The sequence below is a fragment of the Streptosporangium sp. NPDC002524 genome (assembly GCF_040295985.1).
Taxonomy (GTDB): domain Bacteria; phylum Actinomycetota; class Actinomycetes; order Streptosporangiales; family Streptosporangiaceae; genus Streptosporangium.
In genome coordinates, this window is record NZ_JBEOWK010000013.1 from 287,305 (window position 1) to 299,610 (window position 12,306).

Consider the following 12,306-nt stretch of genomic DNA (forward strand, 5'->3'; position numbering starts at 1 on the left):
TTCATGCCGGGCCCCCTCTCTGACCTGGGAGAACGGGAAAGTTAGAGTCGAAAGGAGGGTAGGGCCGAAGGATCGGGGAGGAGCAGGGATGGCACTGTCGTTGCACGACCGCACCGTCCTCGTCGTCGGCCGGGGCAGCGGGATCGCCCATGCCGTCACGTTGACCGCGCGTGCGCAGGGAGCCCGTGTCGTGGTCGCGGGACGCGACCGGGCGGCGTTGCGATCCGCCTACGACGATCCGGGGGTCACGGCCGAGACCGTCGACCTCAACGACGACGCGACCATCGAGGCCCTCGCCGAGCGGCTCGGGCCGGTGGATCACGTCGTCTCGACCGCCTCGGCACGCGCCCGGGGGCTCCTGGCCGATCTCGACCGCGACTCCCTGCGGCGCTCCTTCGACACCAAGGTCATCGGGCCGGTCATCCTCGCCAAGCACTTCGCGCCGCACATCGCAGACGGCGGCTCCTTCGTGCTCTTCTCCGGCGTCGCGGCCTTCAAGCCCGTCGTCGGCTACCTCGGCGTGGCGGCCACCAACGGAGCGGTCGACTTCCTCACCAGGTCCCTGGCGCTCGAACTGGGACCGATCAGGGTCAACGCGATCTCGCCGGGCGTGGTCGACACCGGCATCTGGGACTCCTTCGGGGACGAGGGCAAGCGCGCCTACTTCGACGATCTCCGCGCCCGCAACCCGGCCCGTCGCATCGGAACCGTACAGGACATCGCCGACGCGGTCCTGTACGCCATGACCAGCCCGTTCCTCACCGGTGTGACGCTACGCGTCGACGGCGGGGAGCCGCTGACCTGAGCGCCGCCGCCCACCACGGCGATGACACCGGCCACACGGGATGCGTGCCGGGGTGCGTGCCAGGACGGTGGCGACCGTCACGAACAGGGGGAACGGCCCGGGCCCTCACGAGCAGGGGTGAACGGCTCCGGCCCGTGGCGGGGCATGACGAGCATCGAAACGAAGCAGCTGCCCCGGCCAACTGTTTGATCTTCTGCTCGCCCTGGCCGCCGGGACTGCCCTACTTTCAGCGGCTATGCCAGTCGAGTTCTTAGGTGATGGCGAGGTGGCCGCGTACGGCCGGTTCTCGGGGGCTCCGTCCCAGGCGGAGGTGGAGTGATTCCTCTTCCTGTCGGCACGGTATCTCTGGGCATCACATCCGGAGGTGGGGCGACTGCGTGCCGGTGGCAGCACAACCGGTCGGCCTCAGCCCGGCAAAGTGCGGACGCCGAGCTGTATGAGCATCCCGAGGATGTCTTCGCCGAACCATCCTTCGGTGATCTTGCCGTTCTGCACGGTGTAGACGCCGATGCCGAGCCACTCGGCGTGCTTGCCGCTGGCCGGTGTCCCCATGAACTCGCCGATCTGGGTGCCGCTGTTGGTGAAGCGGACCACCACCTTGTTGCCGGCGGTGATGACTTCTTTGATGTCGAGGTGCATGCCGCTGAACGCGCCGGTGCTGTTGGCGGCGGCGAACGCTTTGTAGGCGGCGAGTCCGTGGATGTCGCCGAGGCTGCCGCCGTGCCACTCTAGGTCGTCGGACCAGAGTTCGCCGAGCACGTCGTGGTTGCCGCCGTTGATGACTTCGTCGATGAACCGGCGGACGATGCTCTCGGGGTTGCTCGCGAGCGCGCCGAGCGGGTCGCGGTCGGTGTCGGTGGCGTCGTCGCGGTCGGTGGAGCGGGTCAGCGGTAGCCACCGGGCGTCGCCGGCCTGCAGGTTCTGGGCGTAGCCGGTGGCGTAGGCATACGCCTCGCTACCCAGCAGCAGCCGCACCGGGGCCTCATCCATGTCGGCCAGTTGCAGGACGACCCGGGCAACCTTGCCTGGGTCGCCGAGTGGGCGCATCACCCCGAGCTGCGTCGCCACCGCGCTGACGGTGGCCTGGTAGGGCGCCGACACCGGCGGGATGGTCATCGAGGAGCGGGCCCAGTCGGTGTCCATGCCGCCGGGCTCGATGGCGGTCACCTTGATGCCCAGTGAAGCGATTTCCTGGGCGAGGACCTCGGTGAATCCGCCGGTGGCCCACTTCGCCGACTGATACGCGCCGAGACCGGGTGAGGCGAGTCGGCCGCCGACGCTGCTGACGTTGATGATGTGCGGCGTGCGGTCGCCGGCGGCGCGTTGGCGGAGGGCCGGCAGGGCAGCGCGGGTGGTGTGCACGGTGCCGAAGTAAACGGTCTCGATCTGATCGCGGAACGAGTCCTCGTCGGCGTCCTCGATGGCTTCGAGGTTGGCGTATCCGGCGTTGTTGACCACCACGTCGAGTCCGCCGAACGCGTCGTGGGCCAGCGCGACCGCGGCGTCGGCGTGGGCGCGGACCTTCACGTCGTGGGTGGCCGTCCGCAACGTCGTGGCGTACCTCGCTGTCAGGTCGGCCAGCGATTCCGGATGGCGGGCGGTGGCGACGACGGAGTCGCCGCGCTCCAAGGCGGCCTCGACGATCTCGCGGCCCAGGCCCCGGGAACTGCCGGTGACCAGCCAGACGGTGGTGGTGTCGGGTTTGCTGCTCATGTTGCGGACTCCTGCCGGTCGTTACGTGGTCTCGATCGCTGCGGCGTAGGCCGATGCGAGGTGCTTGCCGATGAGCGCGACGGCCGCGCGGGCGGTCTCGACGGGCTTGACGTGGGTGAAGCCGTGGTCGACCCCGGCGAACTCGCGGTGAGTCACGGCCACGCCCCGGGCGATCAGGTCGAGAGCGAGGGAGTTGGACTCGTGCTTGAGCGTGTCGAACTCGGCCGTCTCGATGAGGATGGGTGGTAGCTCGGCCCGGCGTGGATGCAGCGCCGGCGAGGCAAGCGGGGACTGCAGGTCGACCCCGTGGAAGTAGGTCTGACGCACCAGGGTCATGAGGCCGGGGCCGACGACCGGCCGCGGCTTGCTCGAGGTTCGCGTCGAATCGGGCAGCGACACGTTGGCCACCCCGAACTCGCTGGAGACCGCGACCGGCCGGTGGTAGCCGTCATCGATGGCCATCAGCGCGACGTTGAGCGCCAGCTTGCCGCCAGAGCTGGCCCCGCCGACCGAGATCCGGTCGCCGTCCCACGGGTGCCGCGCGGCCTGTTCGTGAATCCAGCGGAAGACGTCGTAGCACTCCTCTTCCTGGACCGGGAACCGGACCTGCGGTGCCGTGTCGAAGTCGGGAACCAGCACGTAGCAGCCGACCTCGCTGGCCAGGTAACGAGCAACGTTGTCCTCCTGCTTCGGCGAGCGAAGGATGAACGCGCCGCCGTGAGTGATCAGGTGCACCGGAGGGCGCTGCCCGGCGGCCCGCTGCGCGGCGATGTCGTCCTCGGTCGGGGCGTAGACGAGGGTCCGCACACGGCCGTGGCGGGTGGGCACGTCGAGCGTGGTCGGCTTGGCGATCGGCTTTGTCGCGAACTGCAGCTGCGGTGAGGCCAGCAGCAGAGGGCGGAGAAGCGGAAACGTCCGTTGGAACAGCTGGGCCCGCATCGCGGCGGCGCGCGGCGCGGGCTGGTCGTGTGGTGACATGACGGCCATACCCGATTACTTTCTAACTAGTTGGTTGATTACCGGAACGCTACGTCCCTTGGCCCACGCTGTCAACCGTCTAGTTAGTTGATACACTCTCGGGCATGGTTCGGGATGCGGATGCGACGCGGGCCCGGCTGCTGGCCGCGGCCCGGGCCGAGTTCGCCGCACACGGTATCGCCGGGGCCCGGGTCGACCGCATCGCCGCCGAGGCGGGCAGCAACAAGGCGCAGATCTACCACTACTTCACCAACAAGGAGGGCCTGTTCGACGCGGTGTTCGCCGGTATCGTCGAGGAGGTGCTGCGGGAGGCTCCGCTGGACCCCGATGACCTGCCTGGCTACGCCGTGAAGCTGGCCGACGGCTACGAGCGCCATCCGGACATCCTGCGGCTCGTGACCTGGCAGCGGCTGGAGCGAGGCGACCAGCCGCCGAGTGAGGCCGCAGTCGCAGTGACCAAGCGCAAGGTCAGCCAGATCGCCCAGACCCAGCGGGAGGGGCGCGTCAGCAGCCGCTACCCGGCCGACGTGCTGCTGACCGCCATCCTGCACACCGCCGCCATGTGGGCGAGCACCAGCCCCGAGGCGGCCTCGGCCGGCAAACCCCCGTCGGCGGCGGCCCGCCGCTGCTACATCGCACAGGTCGTAACCGACCTGATCAGCGATACCCCGCGCTCCTGAACGATTCGAGCCTGCCCGCTCCCGCGTCTGCGGCTGCCCTTCAGTAGTCGGCCGGCCGGGTGAAGATGATCACCAGGCTGACGATTCTCTCGTCCCGGACGCTTTTGACGGCAGCCTCGCGTCGGGCATGTCAGGCGGCGGGTCCGCATCGCCACGAACACGCGGCGTGCGTCGACCGGGACATCGGCCACGTTCCGCTCGTGATGGCCGTGCACGCGTGCGGTCTCGGCACCGCAGCCAGGGCGGGCGACAGGGCCGTCCGGGGTTCGCGCCCGTACCCGAATCCGCTCGCGCTCGTCCGCCACGTTCTCCACGACCAGCGGCGATAACCCCGCGAACACCACACTCACAAGCTCATCGACATCACGCATGACTCACCGTGACGCGTCAGGGCGCTCCGTCACCACCGAGAGAGAGACAGAGCCGTTGTTTGTACGGTCCCCGCCCTGCGCTGCCTGGGTGAACGCGGCTTCGCCCTGCTCACCCTCCGCCGGCGCACCCTCCAGCACATCCCAGCACATCACCGCCGGCCCCGGCAGAATCGGCGACATCGTCAAAGCCGCGCTCGTTCTCCCCCATTTCAAACACGGCTACCTGAAATGAAAGTCGCTGAGATCACCTCACCGCCTGCTCCGGTCGTGAGATGTCGCGGACGAGCTGAGGTCAGGGTACGAGGACCATGCGGAACCGGGCCTGGCCGGACTGCATGCGGGCGAACGCGGCCGGTGCCTCGCTCAGCGATGTCTGCTCGATGACCGGGCGCACGCCCTCACGCAGTGCGAAGGCGAGGTTCTCCTCGTTCTCGACGGGGCGCCCGGTGAGGGAACCGAGCACCTGGATGCCGCGTCCGATGAGATCGCCGGTCGACACGGTGATGGGGTCGGCCGAGGCGCCGACGATCACGAGCTTGCCGTTGGTGGCCAACGCCGCGATCAGCGCCGAGGAGGCGGCGCCGGAAGCGGCGGTGGCGACGATGAGGTCGACGCCGCCGAGGGCTTGGAGCGCGGCGACGGCGGCGTCGGGGTCGGCGGCGTCGATGTAGTGATCCGCGCCGAGCTCGCGGGCGACCTGCTCCTTGGCCGTGCCGCGGGCGATGGCGACGGTGTTCATGCCCATCTTGCGGGCGTACTGGATGCCGAGGTGTCCGAGACCGCCGATGCCCTGGATTGCCACAGTCGAGCCGGGGCGGGGGGCGGCCCGCAGGATCCCGTTGTATGTGGTGAGGCCGGCGCACAACAGCGGGGCCGCCTCGACCGAGGTGAACTCGTCCGGGATGGCGACGAGCGCGTTCTGCCGCGCCGTCATGTACTCGGCGTAGCCGCCGTCGACACCGATCCCCGTCTGCACCTGGTTCTGGCAGCGCACGAAGTCGCCGTGCCCGCACGCGGCACAGTACCCGCAGTGGCCGGCCAGGAACCCGACGCCAACCCGCTGGCCGGCCCTCCAGCCACCGGAGACCTCGGGCCCGATCGCGTCGATGACCCCGACCACCTCGTGGCCGGGCACGATGCCCGGTTCGGTTTCGGGATGGGGGTGGACCGGGCGGGCATCGGTGTTGCAGATCCCGCACGCCTCGACCCGCAGCCGCACGTGCCCGGCGGGTGGGTCGAGCAGCGGGCGTTCGGTGAGTTCGAGGTCACCGGAGGGAGCGACGTGGATCGCTCGGTAGGTCTTTTGCGCGGCGACGGTCATTATGTGTTCCTTCAGAGTTTTGACGGTAAGTGAGGTTCCCCCGTAGCCGGGACACCGGCGGTGTGCCATCAGGCTTCCGGGGCTGGCGGCTGGTGACGCCGCTCGTACTCGTTCGGGCTGAGCGTTCCGATGCTGGAATGCCGCCCCTAGGGGTTGTACCAGCACTCGATCCATTCAAACACCGCGTTGGCGAGTTCTGCTCTTGTTACCCTTTTCTTGGTGTCGAGTAGTTCGAGTTGAATTGTCCCCAGAACGATTCCCTCATCGCGTTGTCGAAGCAATCGCCGACCGTCTCCATGGAGCCCAGAAACCCGGCCTTCCGGAGTCGTTGCCCGAATGCCCAGGACGTGTACTGACAGCCGTGATCGGAATTCGGGATTGTCGATCCACCGTCCGGAGCGCGGCGGGTGACGGCCATGGAAAGCGCGTTGACGACCAGCTCCGTCGCTGGCGCGGCGCATGAGCCGCTCAACACGTTTGCGGTTCACTGCCAGGCCCAGACCGAGTGTCAGCTCCGCATGCACGCGCGGCGAGCCGTAGCTACCGCGGGACTCGGCGTGGATTTCGCGGATGATTTTCGCCATTTCTTCATTTCGCCGTTTCGCCGTTTCGCCGTTTCGGCATTCGCTTGCTCCCTTGCGGGCGCGGGCCGACCGAGCCAGTCGTGGTATCCAGAGCGCGATGCCTTCAGCACTCGGCGGGCCACCGCGATAGGGATATCGTCATCGGCGAGTTCACGGACCAGCGAGTACGCTATTTTTGGAGAACGTTCTCACGCGCGAAACAAGCAGCCGCGCGTTTGAGGATCTCATTTTCCGGCGCCGGCTGCTTGTTCTCACGTCGCAGCTCGGCGAGTTCGGTTTTCTCGGCCGTCGTCAGCCGGCCCGATGTTCCGCCTTCCTCATCGGCGTCGGACTGGGCCGGCCGATTTCGCGGGCAGGAGCGGCTGATTCCCAGCTCTTTCGCCAGGGTGACGATCGGTTTGTCACCGAGTCGAGCCAACGCGACGGCGCGCTCACGAAACTCGGGCGAGTGAGGTGCGGGCACGGATCTCTTCCTTCCCGGCCGACACAAGGTCGACTCGGACGAGGTGTCCGTCCTGCGGGGGGAAGCTCGTGAAGAGTTCGCGGACCATCGCGTCCGCCGCGACGCACCTGTGGCGGACACAGTGGTCGCTTCCGCGAATCAGGCGGTGTGGGCGGCGAGGTACTCGACGACCGCCTCGGCCGACGGCTGAGCCGAGGCCGGGTTCTGGCCGGTGATCACGTTGCCGTCGATCACGACCGTGGGCGCGAAGGCCGCCCCACCGTTGAAATCGGCACCGTTCTCCCGCAGCCGGGACTCAAGCAACCACGGGGCCTTGTCGCCGAACCCGAACAGCGTCTCTTCCTCGTCGGTGAAGCCGGTCATCTTGACGTCGGCGAACGGCCAGGTCCCGTCGGCGTCGCGGGCCGGCAGCAGGGCGCCGACACCGTGGCAGTCAGCCGCGACGACCTTGTTCTTGTCCGGGTACAGTGCCGCGAAGATCTTTCCGATCACCGCGTTGTCGGCCAGGTCCTCCATCGGGCCGTGACCGCCGGAGACATACACGGCGTCGTAGTCAGCCGGGTCGACATCCTCCAGCCGCGCCGGCTTGGTCAGCGTCTCGCCGAGGTCGGTCAGGTACTGGCGCTGCGCGTCAACGTCGGCCTGCCCGGCGTTCAGGTCGGGACGCAGGCTGACCTCGTCCACGGTCGGGGCGACGCCACCTGGGGTGGCGATCGTGATGTCGTAGCCGGCCGCGCTGAACACCTGGTGCGGGTGGATGAACTCCGCCGCCCAGAATCCCGTGGGGTGCTTGGAACCGTCATTGAGGGTCCAGTGGTCCGAGCCGGAGACGACGAGCAGAACCTTGATCATGTCATGCCTTCCGTGTGGGAGGAGGCTCGCTGACCTCCGATAGATGATGACTATAAGCTATCCAGCGCGACCTGCGCAAGGGGTAAGATGAACGGCGTCATCTATTTTGAGGAGCGCGACATGGGACGGGCCACGAAGGCGCAGGCTCAGGAGCACCGTGAGCAGCTGATCGCGGCCGCATCGCAGCTGTTCCGCGAGCGCGGGGTCGACAACGTGAGCATTCCGGAGCTGATGGCGACCACCGGCATGACCCACGGCGGCTTCTACCGCCACTTCTCCTCCAAGGAGGAGCTGGCCGCGATCGCCTGCGCGCACGCCTTCGCGGAGCAGGTCCACGGGCTGCACGAGTTCGCCCGCACCGCCGAAGATCCCGAGCAGGCGTTCGTCGACTTCTACCTGTCGGACCCGCACCGCTCCGATGTCGCCAACGGCTGCCCGCTGGCTTCCCTCAGCGGCGACATCGTCCGCACCGACGCCGACAGCCAAGCCCGCGCGTCATTCGTCGCCGGTGTGCGCGCCTTCGCGGATGGCGTCGAGGCGCTCGACAACGATGGGACACCCGGACACCGGGCACGTTCACTTGCCCGGCTTTCGATGCTCATGGGCGTGCTCGCGCTGTCCCGAGCCACCGAGGGCGACCCGATCAGCGACGAGTTCATCGCCGCCGTCCGCTCCGCCCTCGCGGACGAGTAGCCCGCTACGGGGCTGGCGACACCGCAGCCCGTCGCGCGGCGTCATCGGGATGCGCGAACGCGCCGAACTCTACGGCGGCGTCCTCACCGCCGGCCCTCGACCGGCATCGCCGCTGCCGTGTTCGCGGCAGCCGTCGGCGACGTGCTGATCAGCCCCGCCGTCACCCGGCGCCTGGTGGAGACGTATTCGACACGCCACCGGCTTACGGCCCCGCGCGACACCGACCTCGCGTGCCCGACCGCCCGGGAAACCGAGATCCTGCGCTTGGTCGCCAGCAGTTCGAACAACACTCGGACCGCCCAGCGGCTCGTGCTTGGCGAGTCCACGGTGAAGACGTACGTGGAGAACGTGACGGGGGCGTGTCGCGTGCTTGCTCGGTGCAGTGACGCTACGGAGACCTCCCACCGGCCACAGTCCAGGGCCGGCGAGGTCGCCGTGCGTCGTGTGGACTCACTCCACCCAAGTCGCGCATCACAGCTGTTGCGCGCGGAGATGATGTCAGTAGCCGTGCGGACTTGATGTTTGAATGAATCATGACCGCGAGATATGACGGCCAAGCCGAGTGGTACGACGACTACATCGGGCCCGGTGCCACCGCCGACATCGCTGACATAGCCGATCTCCTGGGCCCTGGTGAAGGCCTGTGTCTGGACGTCGGCTGCGGCACCGGCCTCTACCTCGACGCCATCCGATCCACTGGTCGAACCGTCGTGGGCCTCGACCGCTCGGCCGACCAATTGCGTCTCGCCCGCCGCAGGGACGGCGCCCCGCTCCTCCAGGGCGACGCGACCACGCTCCCGTTCGCCGCGGACACCTTCGGCACCGTCACCGCGCTCTGGGTCTCCACCGATATCGGAGACTTCGCCGGGCTGATCAAGGAGGCGGCCCGAGTGCTGCTTCCTGGCGGGCTGCTGCTGTTCTACGGGGTGCATCCCTGTTTCAACGGTCCGCACATTGAGCTCCGCATGGACGGAGCGGTGGTCATCCACCCCACCTACCGGCTCAAGGGCCGGCACAAGCGCTCGCCGTGGTGGCGCGAAGGCGGGGTCCGAGACCGGGTCGGAATGAGCCACGTGCCGCTGCCCGACCTGATCAACGCGTTCATCGACGCGGGACTGAGCATCGATCGGCTCTCCGAGCCACGCGAGCACCCCGTCCCGTCGGTGCTGGCGGTAAGGGCGTTCCACCGAAACTGACGTGATCGCCTCAGTGGGCGGCCGACCCCCACTGGCTTACCCGCAAATCGTGACCTGCGAAAACGCTCTCGTGAGACGCATCCGAACGGAAAGTCAGGGTAGGCCGCTCAACGCTGCTCTGCTAACGGGACTTTTCGTTCCGATGCTCGTCATGCCCCGTGGCCTCGCGCCCGGCCCCGCGACGGGCCGCACGTCCTGACGGGGACGGGTGCGTGCGACGGAGGGCTCGGGGCTCCCGCCTTGTGGCTATTCCGTCTCCACCAGGCCGAGGTGGACCCGGCCGGTGTCGTCGAGCCGCCAGCCGGGGTTGTGGCAGATCTCCCAGATCACCCCGTTGGGGTCGGCGACATGGCCGTGGTAGCCGCCGAAGGCCGCGGTCTGGGGAGGCTTCACCAGCGTGCCGCCCGCTTCGACGGCGCGTCGTACGGTGGTGTCGACGTCGGCGGGTGTCGGCACGTTGGTCGACAGGGTGAGACCCCCCAGCTTGCCGTCGGCCGTCGTGCCGTGCATGTCCGCGACGAACTTCTCCGCGTCGAACAGCCCCAGGACCATCCCGGGGGCCACCTGGAAGAAGATGATCTCCCCCGGCACGTCCAGAAGCGGCGTCCAGCCCAGGCCTCCGCGGTAGAACGCGCGGGCGGCGTCGAGATCAGGCGTCGACAAAGTGATGAAATGCACTTTCTGCTCCATGCCGCCAGTATGTCCGAGCAGCGAGAAGGCCGTCTTGAACGAATCGGACACCGCGTCGTTCCCTGATCCGGCCGTCTCGGGGGAGGGCAAGACCCTCGACCGTGACCGGCCGGAGGCCGGGCCGCCGCGCCGGATTCGCCCGGCGATCGCGCGCCCTTCCGGAGTCGTGATCATGTGGCTGGAAAAGGACTGGACGGTGTGACGGCCGGGCTTGTAGCTTACGGGCGAACGTGACACCGCCCGAGGAGGTGAGACCCATGAACGCTGTATCGATGTGGGTGCTCCCCCTCGCCGTCACGGTCGGGCGACTGACGTAGGTGTCGCCGGGAGCGCCTCGCCAACAAGGCACTCCCGAAAGGCAACACCCATGCACTCTCAGCAGTTCACCCCCGAGCCGCCGTCGAACGACACGGCCGGGCGTGACGTCCCCGGACCTCTCCGGTCTCCGGCCTCCGGCGCCGATCGCGTGCCCCCCGCCTTCGATGTGATCATCGCCGGGTGCGGGCCGGCCGGCGCGACGCTCGCCGCCGAACTGCGGCTGCACGATGTGCGGGTCCTCGTCCTGGAGAGGGAGACCGAGCCCGCGTCGTTCGTCCGCATCGTCGGCCTGCACGTTCGCAGTCTCGAGCTGATGGCGATGCGCGGACTGCTGGAGCGCGTCCTCCCGCACGGGAGGCGGCGTCCGGCCGGCGGCTTCTTCGCCGCCATCCCCAAACCCGCGCCCGAGGGCCTGGATTCCGCGTACGCCTATCTGCTGGGCATCCCGCAGCCGGTCATCGTTCGCCTGCTCGAAGAACATGCACTCGAACTGGGCGCGCGGGTCCGGCGCGGTCGCGCGGTCGCCGGTTTCGAGCAGGACGACGAGGGCGTGACCGTCGAGCTGTCCGACGGCGAACGGCTGCGCTCGCGCTACCTCGTCGGCTGTGACGGCGCGCGCAGCACGGTGCGCAAACTGCTCGGCGTCGGCTTCCCCGGCGAGCCCTCACAGGCCGACACGCTCATGGGCGAGATGAGAGCGGCCGTACCGGGGGAGGAGATCGCCGCCAGGGTGGCCGAGATCCGCGAGATCCATCAGCCGTTCTGGCTCCGGCCCTTCGGCGAGGACGTCTACAGCGTCGTGGTTCCCGCCGGGGGAGTCGGCGACCGCGCGGAACCGCCCACCCTCGAGAATTTCAGACAACGGCTGCGCGCCATCGCCGGGACCGATTTCGGCGTGCACTCCCCGCGCTGGTTGTCCCGCTTCGGAAACGCCACCCGGCTGGCCGAACGCTATCGGGTCGGGCGGGTGCTGCTGGCCGGCGACGCGGCCCACATCCATCCGCCCATCGGCGGACAGGGCCTCAACCTGGGCGTTCAGGACGCTTTCAACCTCGGCTGGAAACTGGCCGCGCAGGTCCGCGGCTGGGCGCCGGAGACACTGCTCGACACCTACCATGCCGAACGTCATCCGGTCGCCCAGGACGTGCTGGACAACACCCGCGCCCAGACGGAACTGCTGTCCCCCGAGCCGGGCCCGCGGGCCGTGCGCAGGCTGCTCACCGAACTGATGGACTTCGAGGAGGTGAACCGCCATCTGATCGAGAAGATCACCGCGATCGGCGTCCGCTACGACTTCGGCGAGGGCCCCGACCTGCTCGGCCGCCGCCTGCGCGACGTCGGCGTGAGACAGGGCAACCTCTACGGCCTGCTGCATCGCGGCCGCGGCCTGCTGCTGGACCGCACCGGACGCCTGACCGCCGGCGGCTGGTCGGACCGGGTCGACCACCTCGCGGATCCCACCGCGGACCTGGACGTCCCGTGCGTCCTGGTACGCCCCGACGGTCACGTCGCCTGGATCGGCGACGACCAGCGGGACCTGGACGACCACCTCTCCCGCTGGTTCGGCGAGCCCGCCGGCTGATTCCGCCCGCCCGCCCGTCCGGTCCGGGCCGGACGGGCGGGGAAGCGCGCGGCCTGCTCG

At 68.7% G+C, this 12,306-nt stretch carries 15 protein-coding genes; 7 read left to right on the forward strand and 8 right to left on the reverse strand.

Going from position 1 to position 12,306, the window contains the following annotated elements:
* Positions 1 to 88 precede the first annotated feature (88 nt).
* Positions 89 to 805, forward strand: a complete 717-nt coding sequence (locus ABT053_RS23770; protein WP_350971395.1) for an SDR family oxidoreductase — start codon at positions 89 to 91, stop codon at positions 803 to 805.
* Between the two features lie 405 nt (positions 806 to 1,210).
* Here the strand turns inward: ABT053_RS23770 and ABT053_RS23775 are convergent, their stop codons facing one another.
* Both ABT053_RS23775 and ABT053_RS23780 read right to left on the reverse strand, forming a co-directional pair.
* Positions 1,211 to 2,518 (reverse strand): SDR family NAD(P)-dependent oxidoreductase, encoded by a 1,308-nt coding sequence (locus ABT053_RS23775; protein WP_350971396.1) that lies wholly within the window; start codon positions 2,516 to 2,518, stop codon positions 1,211 to 1,213.
* A 21-nt stretch (positions 2,519 to 2,539) separates the two neighbouring features.
* Positions 2,540 to 3,505: an alpha/beta hydrolase gene (locus ABT053_RS23780; RefSeq protein WP_350971397.1), complete on the reverse strand. Its 966-nt coding sequence runs from the start codon at positions 3,503 to 3,505 to the stop codon at positions 2,540 to 2,542.
* A gap of 95 nt (positions 3,506 to 3,600) precedes the next feature.
* Between ABT053_RS23780 and ABT053_RS23785 the strand changes: the two genes are divergently transcribed.
* Complete coding sequence (locus ABT053_RS23785; protein WP_350971399.1) at positions 3,601 to 4,176, forward strand: TetR/AcrR family transcriptional regulator; 576 nt, start codon at positions 3,601 to 3,603, stop codon at positions 4,174 to 4,176.
* Here ABT053_RS23785 and ABT053_RS23790 read toward each other — a convergent pair.
* The 5 genes from ABT053_RS23790 to ABT053_RS23810 all read right to left on the reverse strand — a co-directional run bounded on the left by ABT053_RS23790 (position 4,125) and on the right by ABT053_RS23810 (position 7,767).
* Entirely contained in the window at positions 4,125 to 4,547 is a 423-nt protein-coding gene (locus ABT053_RS23790; protein WP_350971400.1) for a transposase family protein, read from the reverse strand. The genes ABT053_RS23785 and ABT053_RS23790 overlap by 52 nt on opposite strands.
* Positions 4,548 to 4,839: 292 nt before the next feature.
* Complete coding sequence (locus ABT053_RS23795) at positions 4,840 to 5,868, reverse strand: zinc-binding dehydrogenase (RefSeq protein WP_350971401.1); 1,029 nt, start codon at positions 5,866 to 5,868, stop codon at positions 4,840 to 4,842.
* Positions 5,869 to 6,014: 146 nt separating this feature from the next.
* Complete coding sequence (locus ABT053_RS23800; protein ID WP_350971402.1) at positions 6,015 to 6,452, reverse strand: helix-turn-helix domain-containing protein; 438 nt, start codon at positions 6,450 to 6,452, stop codon at positions 6,015 to 6,017.
* A 169-nt stretch (positions 6,453 to 6,621) separates the two neighbouring features.
* Positions 6,622 to 6,915 carry a hypothetical protein gene (locus tag ABT053_RS23805; RefSeq protein ID WP_350971403.1) on the reverse strand — a complete coding sequence of 98 codons (294 nt, stop codon included), beginning with the start codon at positions 6,913 to 6,915 and terminating at the stop codon, positions 6,622 to 6,624.
* Positions 6,916 to 7,053: 138 nt separating this feature from the next.
* Positions 7,054 to 7,767 carry a type 1 glutamine amidotransferase domain-containing protein gene (locus ABT053_RS23810; protein ID WP_350971404.1) on the reverse strand — a complete coding sequence of 238 codons (714 nt, stop codon included), beginning with the start codon at positions 7,765 to 7,767 and terminating at the stop codon, positions 7,054 to 7,056.
* 87 nt (positions 7,768 to 7,854) lie between these two features.
* On the opposite strand from ABT053_RS23810, the gene ABT053_RS23815 reads away from it, so the two are divergent.
* The 3 genes from ABT053_RS23815 (at position 7,855) to ABT053_RS23820 (ending at position 9,656) form a co-directional block, all read left to right on the forward strand.
* Positions 7,855 to 8,460, forward strand: a complete 606-nt coding sequence (locus tag ABT053_RS23815) for a TetR family transcriptional regulator (RefSeq protein ID WP_350971406.1) — start codon at positions 7,855 to 7,857, stop codon at positions 8,458 to 8,460.
* Positions 8,461 to 8,634: 174 nt separating this feature from the next.
* The gene (locus ABT053_RS43495) at positions 8,635 to 8,979 is read left to right on the forward strand and encodes a LuxR C-terminal-related transcriptional regulator (protein ID WP_502991842.1); all 345 of its coding nucleotides are present in this window, start codon (positions 8,635 to 8,637) and stop codon (positions 8,977 to 8,979) included.
* A 14-nt stretch (positions 8,980 to 8,993) separates the two neighbouring features.
* Positions 8,994 to 9,656 (forward strand): class I SAM-dependent methyltransferase, encoded by a 663-nt coding sequence (locus tag ABT053_RS23820; RefSeq protein WP_350971408.1) that lies wholly within the window; start codon positions 8,994 to 8,996, stop codon positions 9,654 to 9,656.
* Between the two features lie 246 nt (positions 9,657 to 9,902).
* Here ABT053_RS23820 and ABT053_RS23825 read toward each other — a convergent pair whose 3' ends face one another.
* Positions 9,903 to 10,346, reverse strand: coding sequence for a VOC family protein (locus ABT053_RS23825; RefSeq protein WP_350971410.1), 444 nt, complete (start codon positions 10,344 to 10,346; stop codon positions 9,903 to 9,905).
* A gap of 34 nt (positions 10,347 to 10,380) precedes the next feature.
* Between ABT053_RS23825 and ABT053_RS23830 the strand changes: the two genes are divergently transcribed.
* Positions 10,381 to 10,548 carry a hypothetical protein gene (locus tag ABT053_RS23830; protein ID WP_350971411.1) on the forward strand — a complete coding sequence of 56 codons (168 nt, stop codon included), beginning with the start codon at positions 10,381 to 10,383 and terminating at the stop codon, positions 10,546 to 10,548.
* Between the two features lie 165 nt (positions 10,549 to 10,713).
* On the forward strand, positions 10,714 to 12,246 hold the full coding sequence (gene rox / locus ABT053_RS23835) for a rifampin monooxygenase (protein ID WP_350971413.1): 1,533 nt from the start codon (positions 10,714 to 10,716) through the stop codon (positions 12,244 to 12,246).
* The last annotated feature ends 60 nt before the right edge of the window (positions 12,247 to 12,306 follow it).

Coding starts and splice junctions, on each gene's coding strand:
- ABT053_RS23770 (WP_350971395.1), top strand. CDS start 89: ATGGCACTGTCGTTGCACGACCGCACCGTCCTCGTCGTCGGCCGGGGC.
- ABT053_RS23775 (WP_350971396.1), bottom strand. CDS start 2,518: ATGAGCAGCAAACCCGACACCACCACCGTCTGGCTGGTCACCGGCAGT.
- ABT053_RS23780 (WP_350971397.1), bottom strand. CDS start 3,505: ATGGCCGTCATGTCACCACACGACCAGCCCGCGCCGCGCGCCGCCGCG.
- ABT053_RS23785 (WP_350971399.1), top strand. CDS start 3,601: ATGGTTCGGGATGCGGATGCGACGCGGGCCCGGCTGCTGGCCGCGGCC.
- ABT053_RS23790 (WP_350971400.1), bottom strand. CDS start 4,547: ATGCGTGATGTCGATGAGCTTGTGAGTGTGGTGTTCGCGGGGTTATCG.
- ABT053_RS23795 (WP_350971401.1), bottom strand. CDS start 5,868: ATGACCGTCGCCGCGCAAAAGACCTACCGAGCGATCCACGTCGCTCCC.
- ABT053_RS23800 (WP_350971402.1), bottom strand. CDS start 6,452: ATGGCGAAAATCATCCGCGAAATCCACGCCGAGTCCCGCGGTAGCTAC.
- ABT053_RS23810 (WP_350971404.1), bottom strand. CDS start 7,767: ATGATCAAGGTTCTGCTCGTCGTCTCCGGCTCGGACCACTGGACCCTC.
- ABT053_RS23815 (WP_350971406.1), top strand. CDS start 7,855: ATGAACGGCGTCATCTATTTTGAGGAGCGCGACATGGGACGGGCCACG.
- ABT053_RS23820 (WP_350971408.1), top strand. CDS start 8,994: ATGACCGCGAGATATGACGGCCAAGCCGAGTGGTACGACGACTACATC.
- ABT053_RS23825 (WP_350971410.1), bottom strand. CDS start 10,346: ATGGAGCAGAAAGTGCATTTCATCACTTTGTCGACGCCTGATCTCGAC.
- rox (WP_350971413.1), top strand. CDS start 10,714: ATGCACTCTCAGCAGTTCACCCCCGAGCCGCCGTCGAACGACACGGCC.